Genomic DNA, 19,030 nt, shown 5'->3' with positions numbered 1-19,030 from the left:
AAAAAAGCTGGCACCTGCCAGCTTTTTTTGTGCTTTCTCTTTGTACCCAGAGCACACGCGCCTTGTCTCGATACAGCACGCGTTATTTCTGCACCGCTTTAAAGCGCGGATTCGATTTACAAATCACGTACAAACGGCCACGGCGTTTCACGATTTGGCAGTCACGGTGACGCTGCTTCGCACTTTTTAACGAACTCACGACTTTCATTCTTTCTCTCCTGATTCACGGCCAAATTGACCAAAACGACGGGTAAAGTTGGCCATGCGACCTTCACTGCGCACCACGCGCTGTTTACCGGTATAAAACGGGTGCGAGGCCGATGACACATCCAAGGTGAAATACGGATAGGTCTGCCCGTCTTCCCACACAATCGTGCGATCGGTGTCTAACGTCGACCCCACCACAAAGTACTGATCCACACTGGTGTCATGAAACACCACTTTTCGATACTGGGGATGGATACCTGCTTTCATCACCTTCTCCTCTTGTTTGCTCTCTGTTTGCGTTCACGCTCAGCGATCTCTACCGGCATCTCGATACCGAGATACTGATATCCCAAGATAAATCACGATATGTTATAACATAACATTTGATAACTATTCTCAATAAAGATCAAGTCCTATTTTTATGATAAGGTCAGCGCAACCCTGTTTTGAGCCAGAATCCATGCCATACCAGATTGAACCGATTGGGGTGATCCGCTCCCCATACAAAGAAAAGTTTGCAGTGCCCCGCCAGCCGGGTCTTGTCCCTAGTGCGCGATCTGAAATCGTGTTGCAAGGCGATGCCAATGCCCTTGAAGCCGTGCGTGGCATCGAGCAATTCAGTCACTTATGGTTACTGTTTTTGTTTGATCAAAATCTAGAAGCAGGTTGGCGCCCCACTGTACGTCCCCCGCGTTTAGGCGGTAATGAGCGTATCGGCGTGTTTGCCAGTCGTGCGACGTTCCGCCCTAACGGCATCGGTATGTCAGCGGTCGAGTTGATCGGCGTGCGCCAGCAAGACGGCAATGTGATCATTGAGCTGGGCGGCGTGGATTTGGTGGATGGCACCCCGATTATCGATATCAAGCCTTACATCCCTTACTCCGACAGCCTGCCAGACGCACAAGGTGGCTTTGCCAGCGAAGAGCCGGATACCTTACCGGTGCATTTCACTGAGCAGGCCGAACGCCAATTCGTCGGCAAACACATGGCGCGTCAACGCGCGGTGATCGAAGAAGTGTTAGCCCAAGATCCGCGCCCTGCGTACAAAAAAGGCAAAGCCGATGACAAGGAATATGCGGTCAACCTGTTTGACTACAATGTTCGCTTCACTGTCAGCGATAGCGGTGTGACTGTCTTGGCCCTGCGCTAATCGCACAAATATCTGTCAGCGCCAGTCTGATCCCTTTGGCGAAAGGGGATTTGGCTGGTAAACTGTATCGTTAACGCCTTAGTGGCGGTGGGTTAATCCCAATCCCCTTATTTACCTATCAACAAACGGATACCATCAATGCGTACCAGTAAATATCTTCTTTCTACCCTGAAGGAGACTCCAAACGACGCAGAAGTAGTGAGCCACCAGCTCATGCTACGTGCAGGTATGATCCGTAAGCTGGCTTCAGGTCTATACACCTGGCTACCTACAGGTCTGCGTGTTCTGCGTAAAGTCGAAAACATCGTTCGCCAAGAAATCGACAATGCCGGTGCAATCGAAACCTTGATGCCCGTTGTGCAGCCGTTTGAACTATGGGAAGAGACAGGCCGTTCTGAAAAGATGGGCCCTGAGCTACTTCGCTTTACTGACCGCCATGTTCGTCCGTTTGTACTTAGCCCAACAGCTGAAGAAGTGATCACTAGCCTTGTGCGTAACGAAGTGAGCTCTTACAAGCAGCTTCCGCTGAACCTGTACCAGATCCAGACGAAATTCCGTGATGAGCGTCGCCCACGTTTCGGCGTCATGCGTGCACGTGAATTCTGCATGATGGATGCGTACAGCTTCGACATCGACAAAGCGGGCCTAGAGAAATCTTACCAAGCGATGCACGATGCTTACTGTAAAGCGTTCGATCGCATGGGCCTAGAATACCGTCCAGTACTGGCCGATTCAGGTGCTATCGGTGGTAACGGCTCTCAAGAGTTCCACGTATTGGCAGAAAGCGGTGAAGACTTGATCGCGTTCTCGACAGACTCTGATTACGCTGCGAACATCGAAAAAGCAGAGGCAGTAGCCCCTGCTGTTGAGCGTGCAGCGCCAACACAAGAGATGACGCTGGTTGATACACCAAACGCGAAAACTATCGCGGAATTGGTTGAGCAACACGGTCTGTCAATCGAAAAAACCGTTAAGACACTGTTCGTTAAAGCGTCTGATGAAATCGATGCTTCTATCGTTGCACTGATCATCCGTGGTGATCACGAGCTAAACGAAATCAAAGCTGAAAATCTGGCTGAAGTGGCTTCTCCACTAGAGATGGCAACCGAAGAAGAAATGCAAGCACTCATCGGTGCAGGTGCAGGCTCTCTAGGCCCTGTGGGTCTTGAGCTGCCATTCATCGTTGACCGCTCTGTAGCAGTAATGAGTGACTTCGGCGCGGGCGCCAACATCGACGGCAAACACTACTTCGGTATCAACTGGGGTCGTGACGTAGAGCTAGGCCAAGTGGCTGACCTACGTAATGTCGTAGAAGGCGATGCAAGCCCATGTGGTCAAGGTACGCTAATGCTTAAGCGTGGTATCGAAGTCGGCCACATCTTCCAGCTAGGTACCACGTACTCAGAAGCGATGAACTGTAGCGTTCTCGATTCAAACGGTAAGAACTCTATCCTAGAGATGGGTTGTTACGGTATCGGTGTATCCCGTGTTGTCGCTTCTGCTATCGAGCAGAACAACGATAAATACGGCATCATCTGGCCAGACGCGCTTGCGCCTTTCCAAGTGGCTATCGTACCAATGAACATGCACAAATCTGAGCGCGTTCAAGAAGCGGCCGAGAAGCTATACGCTGAACTGACTGCAATGGGTATCGAAGTGCTGTTTGATGACCGTAAAGAACGCCCAGGCGTGATGTTCTCTGATATGGAACTGATCGGCATCCCTCACACTATCGTGATCGGTGACCGCAGCCTAGATAACGGTGAGATGGAATACAAAAACCGTCGCACTGGCAACAAAGAAAACGTTGCTGCAGAAGGTATCGTTGAATTCCTTAAGCAAAAAATGGCTTAATTGATTTCAGTCAGCACATAAAAAGCCTCCCTCGCGGAGGCTTTTTTTATGGGGGCATTTTCATATATAGTTAACTAAGGATCATCACGCAAGGAGAGCAAATGACCAGATCGACACCCAAGATCAGTTTGCTACTGACCGGTGGTGGAGCACGGGCGGCCTACCAAGTCGGCGTACTGAAAGCCATTGCCGAGTGGTATCCGCGTGTTCACCATAGTCCCTTTGCTATCTACAGCGGTACGTCTGCCGGTGCCATCAATGCCATTGCGCTGGCCAGCTATGCCTCTTGTTTTCGCTTGGGCGTCAAAAAACTGGAATGGATCTGGTCTCGCCTGCACAGCCGCCGCATCTTCACCACCACCCCACTGGGCACAACAGGCTATCTCGCACGACAAGGCTTTGCTCGCCTGCAAGCCACGCACCACGATCGCCCTCCCTTTGGGTTACTCAACAACCGTCCTTTACGCCACCTGCTGAACCAAGTGAACAATTATCCGCGCTTGGAAAAACAAATCGCCGCGGGTCATTTACACGGTATCGCGATTACCGCCTCCAGTTACAAAAGTGGCCATTCTGTCAGTTTTTTCCAAGGTCATGCCTCTATTCCCGAATGGGATCGGGCGAAATCAAAAGGACGCCGTTCCTTAATCGCCACCGATCATCTATTGGCCTCTGCTGCGATCCCCTTGGTGTTTCCAGCTACCCGCTTAGGCCAGAGCTACTATGGGGATGGATCCATTCACCAATTAGCGCCGTTACGGCCCTCACTGAAAATGGGTGCCGACAAAATTCTGATCATCGATCTCATTAATCAACAGCAAAGTCCGCCCGATCATCGCCAAGCCCCTGGTCTCGCGACCCTTGGTGGTCACCTGATGGATACCATTTTCAGTGATACCTTGGCCGCCGATTTAGAAAATTTATCTCGCACCAATGCCTTACTGACCCAATTGGCACACACCCACAGCTCGTCCAACAACAACATCGACATGCGTAATATTGAGCATATTCACCTCTCCCCACGCCGTTCCTTTGAGCCGCTCGTGCAGCAGTATTACAGCCACCTTCCTCCGATGACCCGTGCGTTAATGCGTCTGATTGGGATCAGTCCAAAAAATGACGCCGCCATTACCAGTTACCTGTTGTTTGAGCCGGCTTACATTCAGGCGTTGATCCAGATGGGTTATGAAGATGTGTTGGAAAAAGAAGCTGAACTTCGCACTTTTTTAAATAAATCATCATCCTACTGATATATTTATTTATTAACTATTGAAATGTCTTCACAACCCACTATAGTGACCGCCCTAACATTTTTTTGACGCTAGTATGAAACCAGACATTACGATCTCGCAAAATACAGCACAAAATTGCAAACCCCGTACCAAGCCGCTTGGGGCGGATCAGCGCCTGCTTATTTTGCAAAGACTGCAAGGTAAACTCGACCTACACCTTTTGTTTGAGGTATTGGCCCGTGAGATCGAAAAGCAAATCGATCTTAGCCGCTTGATTTGGGAACAAGAGGAAACCGCTACATTGGTACGACGTGGCCCTGCGACAGGGTATCGTCAGGCCTTTCTGCTACGGTTTAATCAAAATGAATTAGGGAAGTTACTGTACCACACCCCTTATCCGCTCGATAAAGACGAAGTCAATCTGCTTCATACCTACCACCGCCTGTTTGCCGGCCCGCTGATCAATGCGCTGGAATACCGCCGCGTAAAACAAATGGCGTTGCGGGATTACCTGTCAGGCTTGGGCAATCGCAGTCGTTTTGAGCAAGACTTGCACCATGCGCTGGCCATGAGTGAGCGCCGCCAAGTCGGATTAGCCTTAGCGATGTTTGATCTCGACAATTTCAAACAGGTGAACGATCGCTTTGGTCACCCAGATGGTGATAAAGTGATCCGCCATTTTTCCACCCTGCTAAAACACGCGGTGCGTGCGTCTGATCGCTGTTACCGCATCGGGGGCGATGAATTTGCCGTCTTACTGCAACCGGCCAGCGACACCTCGGCACAGCATGTGATCAAGCGTATCCAACAGTGCATGTTGACCGACAATACGATGCAGGCGCTCAATATTGGTTGTTCCTGTGGGTTCACCAACCACCAGCCTGGCGACACGACGACTACCTTGATCGATCGCGCTGATCGTCATCTCTACCAACATAAACGCACGAAGTGATTTTCCCCTCTTCGGTAACCTCTGGTATAGTCATTCCTGTTCTCATACTGATACGCAACACACGAGGCCTTCGCCTCATGACAGTGATTTCATCAATGCCTTTGACCGGTTTAATCACGGTACAGGCATTAATAAAATCACTGTTTAAGGAAGAAAAACGATGAAAGTTTATGACTGTTGTGAATTGATCCGCATGATGTATGCACAAATTGGCAGTGGTGACCAAGGTTATATCCCGAACGCCATTCAGTGCACCATTACGACACTTAACGACATCGCTGCTAATGATACCTTGCCACTCGACGTACGCGAGCGCGCGGCTTTCGCTGCCGCTAATCTGCTGATGAGCGATCACGAGGACGCCTAATGAACTTAAGCAACTTTGAAAAGATGGATCCGGTGATGCTGATGAGCATCGTCAACATGAAGTTACGTGATGAGTTTACCGATCTCGATAACCTCGTGGCGTTCTATGATATCGACAAAGACGCACTGGTGGCCAAACTGGCCGCCGCGGGGTTCGATTACCTGCCGGATGCGAAGCAATTTCGTTAATCGCTCATGCTGTATTTTGGACTGAGCCGGTGTGATCACAGCATCCCTCCTGCCACCTCAAAAGACAAAGCATAAAAAAACGGAAGCCAAGGCTTCCGTTTTTTATTGCACATCAGACTGATAACTGAAGATGCTGAGGTATTGGGTGCTAAGTCTTCGCGATTAGCCTTTGAATACCGGTAATACATTGACCATCGCCAACACATGGAAGGCCGCGGTCAAGACCCCAAAGGTGATCACGACATTAATGGTCAGGTTCCCGCCCGGTACCACAAAGCCGGTTTGTTCAGGTTGGCGTTGACGCAAGGTTTTCGCCAAGGTCGCCGGAATAATACAGGCCCAAATCGTTGCTGCTGCACCCGCTAAACCAATCGCCGCCACAAAGCCAAACGGCGCCACCAATGAGAACAACAATGGCGGAAGGAAAGTGACTGCCCACGTTTTGAATCGACCTTGCTTGGTATCTTCAAAGCCAAAGAAATCGGCTAAATAGTCAAACACGCCCAGCCCAACACCAATGAAAGAAGACACCACGGCAGCAATAGAGAAAATGTTCAGCGCCTGCTTGATACTGTTAGAGTCAACACCCGTCGTCAGGGCAGACAACAACGCATCCACACTGCCGCCCGCACTCACGACCGGACCAAAAGATTCGCGAGGCAAGTTACCGAAGATACAAATCACCCACACCAAATAGAAGGTCAGGGCAATGGCCGTGCCCGCCAAGATCGCTTTTTTCGCTTGCTGCTCATCCTGATAATAATCACGCATGGTGCTCACAGAATGGTGGTAACCAAAGGACGTCAACGCAACCGGCAGTAACGCAAGGGCATAACTGGAGTACGCCGGCGCATCACCTTGAGCTTGCCCGAAAAGAACCGGCACACTGATCTGTGAAGCCAAACCGGAAATACCCAGCACGAAGCTGATGATCATAAATAAGATCAAGACAATGGAGATACGGTCAACAGCACGGGTGGAGTGCAAAACAAACGCCGAGCACAACGCTACAAATAAAACCGACGCGGGTTTCGTGCCGATAGAAAGCATGCCTCCAAAAATATCCCCTGCGGTTGAGATGTACGCATACAATAAAATCCCACCGACAAAATACAGCGACAAGTTATTGATAACATTCACCTTACTGCTAAGAACGTCTTTGGTCACCGTATTGAATGAGGCTTTAAACTCATAATGTTTAAGAGCTTCAAGTAATAACCAGCCCGATAGCGTCATCATGATCATCGTGAAAGAAATGGCAATCACACTCCATAGCGTCCACGCACCCGCACCGGCGCTGGGTAGGCCCAACATGCCTGCACCGACGCAAACACTGGCGATTATACAGGCTCCCCCGAGTGTGGATGGTTTACTCATAATGACTCCTAAATATGATTAATGTATCAGCGTGCTAGTACGATAATATGTTCTGATTATTTAAGCAACTGAAGATTATCTTTTTATCAAAAAAGACCCCGCACAGTGATTCGTTGCAGGAGAAATTCCTGCGCCACATAAAAAAAGGCACGGCGATCACCACCAATGTGTGATCGTCGTGCCTTTCCCGTTTGCTTTTTATCACGGGATCGCGCCAGCAAGCGCTATTTCAATTGTGAATAGTACGCGGCAAGGTTAGCAATATCTTGATCATTGAGCATCCCCGCCATCGGCTGCATCATCTGCGCCATCGCACCGGTGCGTTCCTTGCTCTGGTACGCTTTCAGCGCGCTGGTCAGATACTGGGCATTTTGACCTTTCAGATTTGGATAACTTGGAATAGTGGCAATGCCATCAGCCCCATGGCACGCCGCACAAATAACCGATTTGGCTTTCCCTGCCACAGGATCCCCCGCCGCCATGGCGGGCGAGACCATGACCGCCGTTAACAATACACTGGCTAACACGCTTTTCATTACTTCCTCCTTCATTTGTCCATTGTTCTAGGGTGTGCCTGCTTTTCCGCCAGCCTGTCGCACTGTCACGTCGGTATGCCACACGATGTCACACTCATCTCCCGCAAAGGCCGCCACCACAAAGATGCCCGCCACTGCCACCAGCTGTTCACCGTAAAAAATCAATGGTAAACGACGACGCTGCCAACTCGGTACGCCGTACTCCTGATACAGCTTTTTCAATTTCCGCTTACCCGATCGCCCTACCGGGCAGACTTCCAGCCCGGCTGGTGCAGCAAACCGCACCGTGACCGCTTCATCCTTCTCTGGTGCACGCAAGGTCGTATGAGCCGATTGGGGTAACACGTTTGCCCCCGAAATACGTTGCAGCGACAGGGTGCCCAATCCGGTAGGCAGCGCACACGGGGTATCTAACGGGCACGGCAACACAATCTGATCGATCGCGGCATACGGTTGCACCACATACAGCCGCTGCTGAAAACGACGCAAGGTATACTGATGCCAGCACAATTGCGGATTGGCATCGGCCTTGGCACCGACCACGCTGTCCCACATTTCAGCCAATTGTGCCTGTGAGGGCATTAACAGAGCCTGTTTCGCCAGCCACAGTCGGATCAGGGCTTTGCCTTGCCGTTCGCTGCCCAACGCCGCGATCGCCAAGCTGCCATCGGGCTGTACGGCCTGCGCCAATTGCACAGCCAATAACTCTTCCAGTAACCGCTCTTGTTCGCCACACAATGCCGCACTGCGCGCTACCGCCTTGCGGATCCCCGGCCAACGTTCAGCTAACACTGGCGTAATGTGATGACGCAAAAAATTACGATCGTAACGCGTATCTTGGTTACTTTCGTCTTCCACCCACGCTAACTGGTGGGTATGGGCATACTGCTCAATGGCTTCTCGGGGGACATCCAGTAACGGACGGTAATGCTGTCCGGCAGCAAATGCCATGTGTGCCGGCATGGCAGATAAGCCGGCCGGGCCGCTGCCGCGCTTTAACGCGAGTAAAAAGGTTTCCAGCTGATCATCGGCATGCTGGGCGGTCAATAACACGGTATGGGCATCCACATGCTTTGCTAACGCCTGATAACGCGCATCACGCGCTAACTGCTCAACGCTTTGTCGTGGCCCGTCAGGCAGCGTCACGCGCTCGACCACACACTCAATGCCAACCGCTGCCGCCCACGCCACACATTGCGCTGCCCATGTATCTGCATGGGCGCTCAGGCCATGGTGCACATGCACCGCCTGACAAACCACATCAGGGTATGCCTGCTGATAGCGCGCCAGCAAATGCAACAACACCCGCGAGTCCATGCCCCCACTAAGGGCCAGCACGTAACGGGTATCAGGGATTTGCTGCGTCTGAAGAAAACGGTGTAGGGTTGCATAAAGCATTGAGAGCATTCCAAAAGCAGTGACAAAGCAAGTATATCAAAAGGCGGGGATCATCGCGCAAAGTCTACAAGGCGCAAAGTCTACAAGGTACAGAGTCAAAAAAGCACAAAGTCAAAAAGCGCAGAAACAAAAAAGGCCAGCCGCTGGCTGACCTCTTTATACAAGGGTTGATGCTGACGATCAGCAGTAACCGTAGCCCATCAAACGCTCATAACGACGCGCCAATAATGCTTCTGTGTCCAACTGATCCAAATCAGCCAACGTCGCCACAATCTGCTGCTTCAATGACGCCGCCATGTCTGCCACATTACGGTGTGCACCACCCAATGGCTCTTCCACGATGTTGTCGATCAACGAAAGCTCTTTCAAGCGTTCTGCCGTCATCCCCATCGCTTCTGCCGCTTGTGGGGCTTTATCCGAATCACGCCACAGAATAGACGCACAGCCTTCTGGTGAAATCACCGAATACGTGGAGTATTGCAGCATGTTCACGCAGTCGCCCACGCCAATGGCCAATGCACCGCCTGAGCCGCCTTCACCCACAACGTTACAGATCACCGGTACCGTCAGACCAGCCATCGCTTTCAAGTTTGTTGCAATCGCTTCAGACTGACCGCGCTCTTCCGCGCCCACACCTGGGTAAGCACCTGCGGTGTCAATGAAGGTAATGATTGGCATCTTGAAACGCTCAGCCATTTTCATTAAACGCAAGGCTTTACGGTAACCTTCCGGCTTTGGCATCCCAAAGTTGCGTAGCACTTTCTCTTTGGTTTCACGGCCTTTTTGGTGACCAATGATCATCACAGGGCGACCATCCAAACGGGCAATACCGCCCACCAACGCTTTGTCATCGGCAAACGCACGATCACCCGCCAGTTCATCGAACTCGGTAAACATGTGCTCAACGTAATCAAACGTATACGGACGCTGTGGATGACGCGCCAGCTGGGCAACCTGCCAAGCGCCAAGATCGTTAAAAATCTTTTTGGTCAGCTCGAGGCTTTTCTTTTCAAGTTGCTCAATTTCTTTATGTAAATCAACCGATTCAGAATCATCACGGCTAGATACATCACGCAATGCTTCAATTTTGGCTTCCAGCTCTGCAATCGGCTGTTCAAACTCAAGGAAGTTCAGGCTCATACCACTTCAATCCTTTTGCTCATCATCATTGCTCTATGCAATAACGATGGGCTAACTTAATTAAACTCAAGCTCGACCTGCTTCTCACCCAGTAATATTTTGAGATCTGAGATAAGTTGATCTGCGGGTGTGACACGCCATTCTGTCCCTAAGGTCAATTTGGCACGTGCGTTCGAGCGCTGATAATACACGTAAACAGGTACAGTACCTGCGCGGTGCGGTTCCAGCACAGTGCTGAAACGTTCAAAAAACTGTTGATCGATCTGCTCTTCTGTCACGGAAATCGCTAACCCTCGCAGGTGCTTTTCGCGTGCATCCGATATGTCGAGTACTTCTCTGGCTGACATTTTAAGGCCACCATTGAAATCATCAAAGCTGACCTGTCCTGAAACGACCACTATTCTATCTTTTTCAAGCAGATCCAGATAGCGATCAAGTGCTTCAGAATACAGCATAACCTCCATTCGACCAGAACGGTCATCCAGGGTCAACAGGCCAATGCGTGTTCCGCGTTTGGTGGTCATCACGCGGGCAGCAATCACCAAGCCCGCGACACTCACCACTTTGTCGCGTCCGGTCGGATGGGCATCCTTCAAACGCCACGTGGTGTAGTGCTTCAACTCCGAGACATAGGCGTTGATCGGGTGACCGGTGAGGTACAACCCGAGCGTCTCGCGTTCCCCTTCCAGCCAGACTTTTTCCGGCCATTCTGGGATGTTAGCGTACGCGTGCTCCACTTCTTCCGGGGCGGCAGTCAGTACGCCGAACATGTCCGCCTGACCAAACGCTTCCGCTTGGTGATGCTGGCTGGCGGCGCGAATCGCATCGTCCAGCGTGGCCATCATGGCGGCACGGTTTGGCCCCAATCGGTCCATCGCACCGGATTTAATCAATTTTTCCAGTACGCGCTTGTTGACCTTTTTCGTGTCAATTCGCGCACAAAAATCAAACAGATCTTTAAAGTGGCCGCCTTTTTCACGCGCGGCAATAATGTTTTCAATCGGGCCTTCACCCACCCCTTTGACCGCACCGATACCGTACACAATGGCGCCATTGTCATCCACGTTAAAGCGGTACAGGCCTTTGTTCACATCCGGTGGCAGCAAGGCGATTTTCATGCGTAAGCATTCGTCCACCAAGCCAATGATCTTATCGGTGTTATCCATATCGGCGGTCATTACCGCCGCCATAAATTCAGCCGGATAGTGGGCTTTTAGCCACAAGGTTTGGTAAGACACCAAGGCATACGCTGCGGAGTGGGATTTGTTGAAACCGTAGCCCGCAAACTTTTCCACCAAGTCGAAGATTTTCATCGCCAACTCGCCGTCAACGCCGTTATCTATCGCGCCTTGTTCAAACGTGGCACGCTGCTTGGCCATTTCTTCCGGTTTTTTCTTACCCATCGCACGACGCAACATGTCGGCACCACCCAAGGTGTAGCCAGACAGTACCTGTGCGATCTGCATCACCTGTTCCTGATACAGAATGATGCCGTACGTCGGTTCCAGAATTTCTTTTAACGACTCATGCTGCCACGTCGCATCCGGGTAGGAGATCTCTTCACGACCGTGCTTACGGTCGATAAAGTTATCTACCATGCCCGATTGCAACGGCCCCGGACGGAACAAGGCCACCAGTGCGATCATGTCTTCAAAACAGTCGGGCTGCAGACGTTTGATCAAATCTTTCATACCGCGGGATTCGAGCTGGAATACCGCGGTCGATTCCGAACGTTGTAACATGGCAAAGGACTTCGCATCCGCCATCGGAATAGCCGCAATATTGACCGGCGCTTTCCCTTCCGCTTCCAAGCGGGGGTTGATCATCCCCAATGCCCAGTCGATGATCGTCAGGGTACGCAGCCCCAAGAAGTCAAACTTCACCAGACCGGCCGTTTCCACGTCATTCTTATCGAACTGGGTGACCGGGTTACCCCCTTCGGCGTCACAATACAGCGGTGCAAAGTCAGTGATAGTGGTCGGCGAGATCACCACGCCCCCGGCGTGTTTACCGGCGTTTCGCGTGACCCCTTCCAAGATCCGACACATGTCGATCAGATCTTTGACCTCTTCGTCCGAATCATACATTTGTGGCAGTTGCGGTTCGGCCTCGAACGCTTTCGCCAGCGTCATGCCGGGTTCTGCCGGGATCAGTTTGGACAGACGATCAACAAATCCGTACGGATGCCCGAGCACGCGGCCCACATCGCGGATAACGGCTTTGGCGGCCATCGTACCAAAGGTGATGATCTGGGATACCGCATCACGGCCGTACATTTCGGCCACGTGATCAATCACCTGATCACGCTTATCCATACAGAAGTCGATATCGAAATCGGGCATGGAAACACGTTCAGGGTTCAAGAAACGTTCGAACAGAAGGTCAAATTCCAGCGGATCCAAATCCGTGATGTCCAGCGCATATGCCACCAGTGAACCGGCACCTGACCCTCGACCCGGTCCTACCGGCACGCCGTTATCTTTCGACCACTGGATAAATTCCATAACGATCAGGAAGTAACCCGGGAAGCCCATCTGGTTGATCACTTTCAGCTCAATATCCAGACGGTCGTCATATTCAGGGCGACGCTCTGCCCGCACGGCCTCATCCGGGAACAAAAACGCCAAACGGCGTTCAAGGCCCTCTTTCGACACTTTGACCAAAAAGTCTTCAATGCTCATGTCGCCGGTCGGGAAGTTGGGCAGGAAGTATTCGCCCAAACGCACTGTGACATTACAGCGTTTGGCGATTTCGACACTGTTTTCCAGCGCTTCAGGGATATCCGCAAATAGCGCGCACATTTCGTCTTCGGTGCGCAAGTATTGCTGGTTACTGTAGAGTTTCGGACGGTTGGGATCGACCAGCGTGTAGCCATCATGAATCGAGACACGAATTTCATGGGCATCAAATTTATCGGCCGTCAGAAAACGCACGTCGTTGGTCGCCACCACGGGCAAATCGGCTTGTTCGGCTAAGGCAACCGCAAAGTGCAAATAGGCCTCTTCATCAGGACGCCCCGTTCGCACCAGCTCCAGATAATACGCATCGGGGAAGTAGGTCTGATAAAACGCCACGCATTTATCAACCAGTTGCTGGTTGCCTTTCAGCAACGCTTTACCCACGTCACCGCTTTTACCGCCAGAGAGCAAGATCAAGCCTTTGGCATGTTCCATCAACCACGCTTTGTCCATCACCGGCATGTGCTGCACATGGCCACGCTGGTAGGCTTTGGAGATCAGCATGGTCAGGTTCTGGTAGCCTTCATTATCGGCAGCCAGTATGGTCAGATCCCATAACTCGTCGCCCATCTCTTCTGACATCACTTTGAAGTCAGCACCGATGATCGGCTTCATACCTGCCCCGTGGGCAGAATAGTAGAATTTCACCAGACCACACAGGTTGGTAAAGTCGGTCAATGCCATCGCAGGCATGCCCATGCCGGCCACGGTTTTAACCAGCGGCCCAACTTTGGACAAGCCATCGACCATTGAAAAGTCACTGTGGACACGAAGATGAATAAAGCGAGGATCAGCCATGACTAACCAATATTATGTGTGGGTAAAACAAAGAAGGTGATTATAGCCCAAAGCGCTCACGCTGTTGACTCTAATCACCTTGATAGGGCGTTTGCTGTGCGACAAATTTTACATCGCCGTCTTTTCAAACACTTATGCCGAGTGGCTTATGTGACACGACTCAGTCAAGCCCGAGAATTCGCTTCACTGGCTTAAAGCTCTTGCGGTGCTGTTCAATGGCACCGTGGGCTTCCAAGGCGTCAAAGTGCGCTTTGGTCGGATACCCTTTGTGCTTGGCAAAGCCGTACTGCGGATACTGCGCATCCAGCACTTCCATTTCACGGTCACGGGTGACTTTCGCCAAAATGGAGGCCGCACTGATCTCTGCCACACGCAAGTCGCCTTTCACCACGGCTTGCGCCGCCATCGGTAACGCCGGCACTTTGTTGCCATCGACCAGCACAAAATCAGGCTGTACAGATAAACCCGCCACCGCACGCTGCATCGCTACCATGGTCGCTTGCAGAATATTGAGTTCATCAATTTCTTCCGGCTCGCAGCGGCCCAATGACCACGCCAAGGCCTTCTCTTTGATTTCATCAAACAGCAGGTTGCGTTTCTTTTCGCTAAGTTTTTTCGAATCAGTCAGCCCTTCAATCGGGTTATTCGGATCCAAAATGACCGCAGCGGTCACAACTGCGCCCACTAACGGGCCACGGCCAACTTCGTCTACGCCTGCAATGCAAGACGCAACCGGGTATTCAAACGGGGGAAATTCTATTGCCATCGTCTTTATCTACTTACAGATTGAGAGAGTGACGGCCACTGTTGACCGTCACTGATCGATCACTTATTGATGAGCGCCAACACGGCGTGTGCGGCTTTCTTATCCGCATCGCATTTGATCAGCTGATGCAAACGGGTGAACTCGGCCATCAAGGCGGCGTTGTCTGCTTGATACTCTGGCGACAAGAAGCGGTTCACTTCCCGGACAAGATTCTCAGGGGTGCAGTCTTCTTGCAGCAGCTCCGGCACCAACTCGCGATCCGCCAGAATGTTCGCCAGCGACACATACTTGGTTTTCAGCAGGCGCTTGGCCAGCCACGCGGTCAGCGGTTTCACTTTATAGCCCACCACCATCGGACGCTTCACCAGCATGCATTCCAGTGCGACCGTACCGGATGCCAACAAAACGGCATCAGACGCAATCATCACATTGCGCGCGGTATCGTCCACCAGCACAAAATCAAGCTCTGGCGCGGTAGCCTGCCAAGCCTGCTCAAACTGCGCTCGGCGCTTTGAGTTCACCAGCGCGACCACAAAGCCGAGATCCGGATGTTGCTGCTTGAGCAAACGACAGGTTTCAATAAACGGCGGAGCCAATAGCTCCATCTCGCCACCTCGACTCCCCGGCAACACCGCAAGCCAACGCTTGCTGCTGTCTAACCCCAGTAGTTGTTGTGCGGCGTGTTGATCGGTGTCCAGCGGAATGCTATCGGCCATGGTGTGGCCAATAAACTCACACGGCACATTGAATTTATCGTAGAAGGCTTTTTCAAACGGCAAAAAGGCCAGCACCAAATTGGTGGCCGCCGCAATGCCGTGAATGCGGTTCTGACGCCATGCCCAAACTGACGGGCTGACGTAATGGACGGTTTTGATCCCAGCATCTTTCAAGTTACGCTCAAGGCGTAAATTGAAATCCGGTGCATCAATGCCCACAAACACATCCGGCGGGTTGTCCGTAAAATACGTGACCAGTTCGGCTTTGACTTTGAACAGGCGAGGCAAACGGCCAAGGACTTCAACAATCCCCATGACCGCCAACTCTTCCATGTCAAACAAGGTTTCGCAACCTTCGGCCTGCATACGCGGCCCGGCAATGCCGACAAACTCCGCATCCGGGTACTGCGCGCGCACGGCTTGCATAAAACCGGCACCTAAAATATCGCCGGAGATTTCCCCGGCGACAATTCCTATACGAAGTGGCTTCGTCATATTAACGAATGATTCCGCGTTCTGAGTTGTTGATAGCATCCAGGAAGTGACCAACCGATGGCCACTCTTCGGCCATTTCAGCCAAAATAGGCTTCACTTCAGCCAGTGTTTTTCCTGAACGGTACAGTTCTTTGTACGCACGGCGCAGGGCATGCAGTTCTGGTTTTTCAAAACCATTACGCTGCAAACCGACCAAGTTCAGACCAAACGGTGATGCGTGGTTGCCTTGTGCGAGCACGTAAGGCGGCACATCTTGCACCACGGCAGAACACCCACCGATGTAGCTGTATGCACCCACCGAACAGAACGGGTGGATGGCAGACAAGGCCATTACGCCCGCATAATCGCCCACGCTCACATGGCCACCCAGAATCGAGTTATTACCAATGTGGGTGTGGTTACCGATCACAACATCGTGCGCCACGTGTGCGTTCACACACAGTAGGTTGTCGTTACCGACAATGGTCACACCTTTGTCTTGTACGGTGCCACGGTGGATCTGAACGCTTTCACGGATCACGTTACGATCGCCAATTTCAAGGCGGGTCGGCTCACCGTTGTATTTCTTGTCCTGACACTCTTCACCAAGAATGGCATACGGGAACACGCGGTTATCATTGCCCATGGTCATCGGGCCCTTCATCACAACGTGGGACATGATTTCGTTACCGTCCCCGATCACCACATCTTTGGCGATGTAAGTAAACGGTCCCACGGTGGTGTTGGCACCAATCACCACACCTTCTTCAATCACCGCTGACGGGTGAATTTGCGCAGTTTCGTGGATCATTAGAATTCTCGTCTTGCACATTTTAGCTCAGCAGAACACACCACTTGGTCGTCCACTTTTGCTACACCGTTGAACAAAGCAATGCCACGGCGCTCTTTTAGAAATTCAACTTCAATGATCATCTGATCACCCGGCACAACCGGCTTACGGAACTTCGCGTTGTCGATGCTGGCGAAGTAGTAAAGCTCGTTTTCTGCTGGCGCACCAAAGGTTTTAAAGGCCAACAGACCAGTCGCTTGTGCCATGGCTTCAAGGATCATCACACCAGGGAATACCGGCATTTTCGGGAAGTGACCCGTAAATTGCGGTTCGTTGACCGATACGTTTTTAATCGCTGTCAGGGTTTTGCCTTCTTCATAATGCGTCACGCGATCAATCATAAGGAACGGGTAACGGTGCGGAAGAAGCTCTTGAATCTCGGTGATATTCAGCGTTTTATTTTCGCTAGTCAAAACTGAATTCCTGTCTAGTCAAATAGGAGAAATGCGTGTGTTATGGACACGCAAAGCGGCCATCCTAACGGGGCCGCTTGCCACGTAAAGGCGCGATTATTCGCCTTTTGGGGTCAATTGTTTTTCAACGGCTTTGAGACGTTTGTTCATCTCATCAATCTTCATCACGCGGGTCGCGGTTTTACGCCACTCACGGTTTGGCTGCAAGGGAATGCCAGAAGAGAACATGCCTTTTTCTTCAATACTGCGCATCACCATACCCATACCGGTAATGGTCACGCCATCGGCGATTTCAATGTGGCCGTTAAGCACAGACGCACCGCCAATAATGCAGTATTTACCGATTTTAGTACTGCCGGCAACAATTGTACCACCCGCCATCGCCGTACCATATCCGATCTGCACGTTGTGGGCGATCTGCATTTGGTTGTCGATGATCACGTTATCGTCAATGATGGTGTCATCCAGCGCACCACGGTCAATGGTGGTACACGCGCCAATTTCCACGCGGTTACCAATACGTACGGTACCTAGCTGTGGAATTTTCACCCACTCGCCTTTCTCGTTGGCATAACCGAAGCCATCGGCACCGATCACGGTGCTTGACTGAACCAAACAGTGATCGCCAAGTACCACGTTGTGGTAGATCGTGACGTTCGCCCACAGCTTGGTGTTCGCACCAATTTGAGCGCCTTTACCGATAAAGCAACCCGCGCCAATTTGGGCGTTATCGCCAATGCGGGCACCGGCTTCAATCACGGCATTATGGCCAACCGCGACGTTTGCACCCAACACGGCGGTCGGGTCAATAAATGCCGACGGTGCAATGTCAGCAGCAGCAACGGGTGTGGTATCCAGCAATTGTGCGACACGGGCGTAACACACATAAGGGTCGCTAACAATCAGGGCATTACCTGAAAAATATTCCGCATCACCTTCACGCAGCATGACAGCGGAGGCTTGGCAATCCGCCAGCATCTTGCGGTATTTGCTGTCAGAAAGGAACGTGATTTGTCCCTCGCCCGCTTTCGCCATGCCAGCTAAAGAGTGGACTTCCACAGCACCTTCACCACGAAGCTCTGCACCCAATTTTTCTGCCAGTTCAGCAAGCGTTATAGCAACCATTATTAACCTTTTTATCTATTCTTCTGTTGGTACGGGTTATTTATTGTCTACCCATTGTCTACCAACCGGTAATGGTATCCAGCGTCACCAGAATCGCATTCCGCTTGGTAAGACCAGTCAAATTAACCAGACACCCATATAAAACAAGCCGAAAGACGGGAGTTTACCAAAGTTCACCCCCTTCTTTCGACTTCTGTTTTGTGTTTATGTGTGAGAAAGGCGAGGCCTTACTTCACAGCAGAAATCACTTTTGACGATAGATCGTCTTTTGGATTGGCGTACAACACGGCGTTCGCGTCAACCACCAGATCATAGCCTTCACGCTTTGACACATCCTGAATCGCAGTACGGATTTTCTTCACCAGTTTCTGCTCTTCTTCTGCACCGCGGCGACGTTGATCTTCCTGCAGGGCTTTTGCTTTAAGTTTATAGTCAGATTCCAATGCTGCCATTTCACGCTGCAGCTTGGTGCGATCGCTCGCGCTCATTAGCTCGCCGTCACGCTTCATCTTATCAACTTTGGTTTTCATGCGGCCTTCAATGCCACGCAATTCATCGATACGGTCTTTAAACTCTTTACGCAGTTTTTCTGCCACATTGTAACGCTGTGCCAATTGCTGCATCGCTTGGCCCGTTGCAACATAACCGACTTTTTGCGCTGCTTCCGCTGCTTGAGCGTAGATTGATGAAGTCAAAATCACTAGGCCAAGACCAGCCGCTTTAATCCACTGTTTCAAAGGTATCTCCTT

19 protein-coding genes are annotated in these 19,030 nt (G+C 51.4%); 6 read left to right on the top strand and 13 right to left on the bottom strand.

The window, feature by feature from the left end; all coding sequences use genetic code 11:
• Positions 1 to 82 precede the first annotated feature (82 nt).
• Both ykgO and ACSF8W_RS13640 read right to left on the bottom strand, forming a co-directional pair.
• Complete coding sequence (ykgO, locus tag ACSF8W_RS13645) at positions 83 to 208, bottom strand: type B 50S ribosomal protein L36 (RefSeq protein WP_047875828.1); 126 nt, start codon at positions 206 to 208, stop codon at positions 83 to 85.
• Positions 205 to 474, bottom strand: a complete 270-nt coding sequence (locus tag ACSF8W_RS13640) for a type B 50S ribosomal protein L31 (RefSeq protein ID WP_500847868.1) — start codon at positions 472 to 474, stop codon at positions 205 to 207. The genes ykgO and ACSF8W_RS13640 overlap by 4 nt, the downstream gene beginning before the upstream one ends.
• A 193-nt stretch (positions 475 to 667) precedes the next feature.
• Here ACSF8W_RS13640 and tsaA point away from each other — a divergent pair, with 193 nt between their 5' ends.
• The 6 genes from tsaA (at position 668) to ACSF8W_RS13610 (ending at position 5,950) form a co-directional block, all read left to right on the top strand.
• Positions 668 to 1,357, top strand: coding sequence for a tRNA (N6-threonylcarbamoyladenosine(37)-N6)-methyltransferase TrmO (tsaA, locus tag ACSF8W_RS13635; RefSeq protein ID WP_500847867.1), 690 nt, complete (start codon positions 668 to 670; stop codon positions 1,355 to 1,357).
• Between the two features lie 138 nt (positions 1,358 to 1,495).
• Positions 1,496 to 3,211, top strand: a complete 1,716-nt coding sequence (locus tag ACSF8W_RS13630) for a proline--tRNA ligase (protein ID WP_500847866.1) — start codon at positions 1,496 to 1,498, stop codon at positions 3,209 to 3,211.
• A 101-nt stretch (positions 3,212 to 3,312) separates the two neighbouring features.
• Positions 3,313 to 4,461: a patatin-like phospholipase family protein gene (locus ACSF8W_RS13625; protein ID WP_500847865.1), complete on the top strand. Its 1,149-nt coding sequence runs from the start codon at positions 3,313 to 3,315 to the stop codon at positions 4,459 to 4,461.
• A gap of 76 nt (positions 4,462 to 4,537) precedes the next feature.
• Positions 4,538 to 5,395 (top strand): GGDEF domain-containing protein, encoded by an 858-nt coding sequence (locus tag ACSF8W_RS13620; RefSeq protein WP_500847864.1) that lies wholly within the window; start codon positions 4,538 to 4,540, stop codon positions 5,393 to 5,395.
• A 160-nt stretch (positions 5,396 to 5,555) separates the two neighbouring features.
• Positions 5,556 to 5,762, top strand: coding sequence for a YaeP family protein (locus tag ACSF8W_RS13615; protein WP_500847863.1), 207 nt, complete (start codon positions 5,556 to 5,558; stop codon positions 5,760 to 5,762).
• The gene (locus tag ACSF8W_RS13610; RefSeq protein ID WP_500847862.1) at positions 5,762 to 5,950 is read left to right on the top strand and encodes a DUF4250 domain-containing protein; all 189 of its coding nucleotides are present in this window, start codon (positions 5,762 to 5,764) and stop codon (positions 5,948 to 5,950) included. Before ACSF8W_RS13615 ends, ACSF8W_RS13610 begins: the two co-directional genes overlap by 1 nt.
• Before the next feature lie 162 nt (positions 5,951 to 6,112).
• Here the strand turns inward: ACSF8W_RS13610 and ACSF8W_RS13605 are convergent, their stop codons facing one another.
• The 11 genes from ACSF8W_RS13605 to ACSF8W_RS13555 all read right to left on the bottom strand — a co-directional run bounded on the left by ACSF8W_RS13605 (position 6,113) and on the right by ACSF8W_RS13555 (position 19,018).
• Positions 6,113 to 7,327: an aromatic amino acid transporter gene (locus ACSF8W_RS13605; RefSeq protein WP_500847861.1), complete on the bottom strand. Its 1,215-nt coding sequence runs from the start codon at positions 7,325 to 7,327 to the stop codon at positions 6,113 to 6,115.
• A 224-nt stretch (positions 7,328 to 7,551) separates the two neighbouring features.
• Positions 7,552 to 7,863, bottom strand: coding sequence for a c-type cytochrome (locus ACSF8W_RS13600; RefSeq protein WP_500847860.1), 312 nt, complete (start codon positions 7,861 to 7,863; stop codon positions 7,552 to 7,554).
• Positions 7,864 to 7,890: 27 nt separating this feature from the next.
• A complete protein-coding gene (tilS, locus tag ACSF8W_RS13595) occupies positions 7,891 to 9,261 on the bottom strand; it encodes a tRNA lysidine(34) synthetase TilS (protein ID WP_500847859.1) in 1,371 nt (456 codons plus the stop codon).
• A gap of 180 nt (positions 9,262 to 9,441) precedes the next feature.
• The gene (gene accA / locus ACSF8W_RS13590) at positions 9,442 to 10,401 is read right to left on the bottom strand and encodes an acetyl-CoA carboxylase carboxyl transferase subunit alpha (RefSeq protein ID WP_500847858.1); all 960 of its coding nucleotides are present in this window, start codon (positions 10,399 to 10,401) and stop codon (positions 9,442 to 9,444) included.
• Between the two features lie 56 nt (positions 10,402 to 10,457).
• A complete protein-coding gene (dnaE, locus tag ACSF8W_RS13585) occupies positions 10,458 to 13,937 on the bottom strand; it encodes a DNA polymerase III subunit alpha (RefSeq protein WP_500847857.1) in 3,480 nt (1,159 codons plus the stop codon).
• A 160-nt stretch (positions 13,938 to 14,097) separates the two neighbouring features.
• Entirely contained in the window at positions 14,098 to 14,703 is a 606-nt protein-coding gene (gene rnhB, locus ACSF8W_RS13580; RefSeq protein WP_500847856.1) for a ribonuclease HII, read from the bottom strand.
• A 59-nt stretch (positions 14,704 to 14,762) separates the two neighbouring features.
• Positions 14,763 to 15,914 carry a lipid-A-disaccharide synthase gene (lpxB, locus tag ACSF8W_RS13575; RefSeq protein ID WP_500847855.1) on the bottom strand — a complete coding sequence of 384 codons (1,152 nt, stop codon included), beginning with the start codon at positions 15,912 to 15,914 and terminating at the stop codon, positions 14,763 to 14,765.
• A gap of 1 nt (position 15,915) precedes the next feature.
• Positions 15,916 to 16,704, bottom strand: a complete 789-nt coding sequence (gene lpxA, locus ACSF8W_RS13570; protein WP_500847854.1) for an acyl-ACP--UDP-N-acetylglucosamine O-acyltransferase — start codon at positions 16,702 to 16,704, stop codon at positions 15,916 to 15,918.
• Positions 16,704 to 17,156: a 3-hydroxyacyl-ACP dehydratase FabZ gene (gene fabZ, locus ACSF8W_RS13565; protein ID WP_428478628.1), complete on the bottom strand. Its 453-nt coding sequence runs from the start codon at positions 17,154 to 17,156 to the stop codon at positions 16,704 to 16,706. Before fabZ ends, lpxA begins: the two co-directional genes overlap by 1 nt.
• A 96-nt stretch (positions 17,157 to 17,252) precedes the next feature.
• Positions 17,253 to 18,281, bottom strand: coding sequence for a UDP-3-O-(3-hydroxymyristoyl)glucosamine N-acyltransferase (gene lpxD, locus ACSF8W_RS13560; protein WP_500847853.1), 1,029 nt, complete (start codon positions 18,279 to 18,281; stop codon positions 17,253 to 17,255).
• A gap of 227 nt (positions 18,282 to 18,508) precedes the next feature.
• Positions 18,509 to 19,018 carry an OmpH family outer membrane protein gene (locus ACSF8W_RS13555; RefSeq protein ID WP_428478630.1) on the bottom strand — a complete coding sequence of 170 codons (510 nt, stop codon included), beginning with the start codon at positions 19,016 to 19,018 and terminating at the stop codon, positions 18,509 to 18,511.
• Between the last annotated feature and the right edge of the window lie 12 nt (positions 19,019 to 19,030).

The organism is Photobacterium sp. 270122K, from assembly GCF_059941365.1.
Note: the sequence above shows the minus strand (reverse complement) of the source record. Positions and strands in the feature narration are given on the sequence as shown.

Bases quoted from the DNA above. Each gene is read 5' to 3' on its own strand.
- tilS (WP_500847859.1), bottom strand. From the start codon at position 9,261: ATGCTTTATGCAACCCTACACCGTTTTCTTCAGACGCAGCAAATCCCT.
- lpxD (WP_500847853.1), bottom strand. From the start codon at position 18,281: ATGGTTGCTATAACGCTTGCTGAACTGGCAGAAAAATTGGGTGCAGAG.
- lpxA (WP_500847854.1), bottom strand. From the start codon at position 16,704: ATGATCCACGAAACTGCGCAAATTCACCCGTCAGCGGTGATTGAAGAA.
- ACSF8W_RS13625 (WP_500847865.1), top strand. From the start codon at position 3,313: ATGACCAGATCGACACCCAAGATCAGTTTGCTACTGACCGGTGGTGGA.
- ykgO (WP_047875828.1), bottom strand. From the start codon at position 208: ATGAAAGTCGTGAGTTCGTTAAAAAGTGCGAAGCAGCGTCACCGTGAC.
- dnaE (WP_500847857.1), bottom strand. From the start codon at position 13,937: ATGGCTGATCCTCGCTTTATTCATCTTCGTGTCCACAGTGACTTTTCA.
- accA (WP_500847858.1), bottom strand. From the start codon at position 10,401: ATGAGCCTGAACTTCCTTGAGTTTGAACAGCCGATTGCAGAGCTGGAA.
- rnhB (WP_500847856.1), bottom strand. From the start codon at position 14,703: ATGGCAATAGAATTTCCCCCGTTTGAATACCCGGTTGCGTCTTGCATT.
- ACSF8W_RS13615 (WP_500847863.1), top strand. From the start codon at position 5,556: ATGAAAGTTTATGACTGTTGTGAATTGATCCGCATGATGTATGCACAA.
- ACSF8W_RS13620 (WP_500847864.1), top strand. From the start codon at position 4,538: ATGAAACCAGACATTACGATCTCGCAAAATACAGCACAAAATTGCAAA.
- ACSF8W_RS13630 (WP_500847866.1), top strand. From the start codon at position 1,496: ATGCGTACCAGTAAATATCTTCTTTCTACCCTGAAGGAGACTCCAAAC.
- tsaA (WP_500847867.1), top strand. From the start codon at position 668: ATGCCATACCAGATTGAACCGATTGGGGTGATCCGCTCCCCATACAAA.
- ACSF8W_RS13605 (WP_500847861.1), bottom strand. From the start codon at position 7,327: ATGAGTAAACCATCCACACTCGGGGGAGCCTGTATAATCGCCAGTGTT.
- lpxB (WP_500847855.1), bottom strand. From the start codon at position 15,914: ATGACGAAGCCACTTCGTATAGGAATTGTCGCCGGGGAAATCTCCGGC.
- ACSF8W_RS13640 (WP_500847868.1), bottom strand. From the start codon at position 474: ATGAAAGCAGGTATCCATCCCCAGTATCGAAAAGTGGTGTTTCATGAC.
- ACSF8W_RS13610 (WP_500847862.1), top strand. From the start codon at position 5,762: ATGAACTTAAGCAACTTTGAAAAGATGGATCCGGTGATGCTGATGAGC.
- ACSF8W_RS13600 (WP_500847860.1), bottom strand. From the start codon at position 7,863: ATGAAAAGCGTGTTAGCCAGTGTATTGTTAACGGCGGTCATGGTCTCG.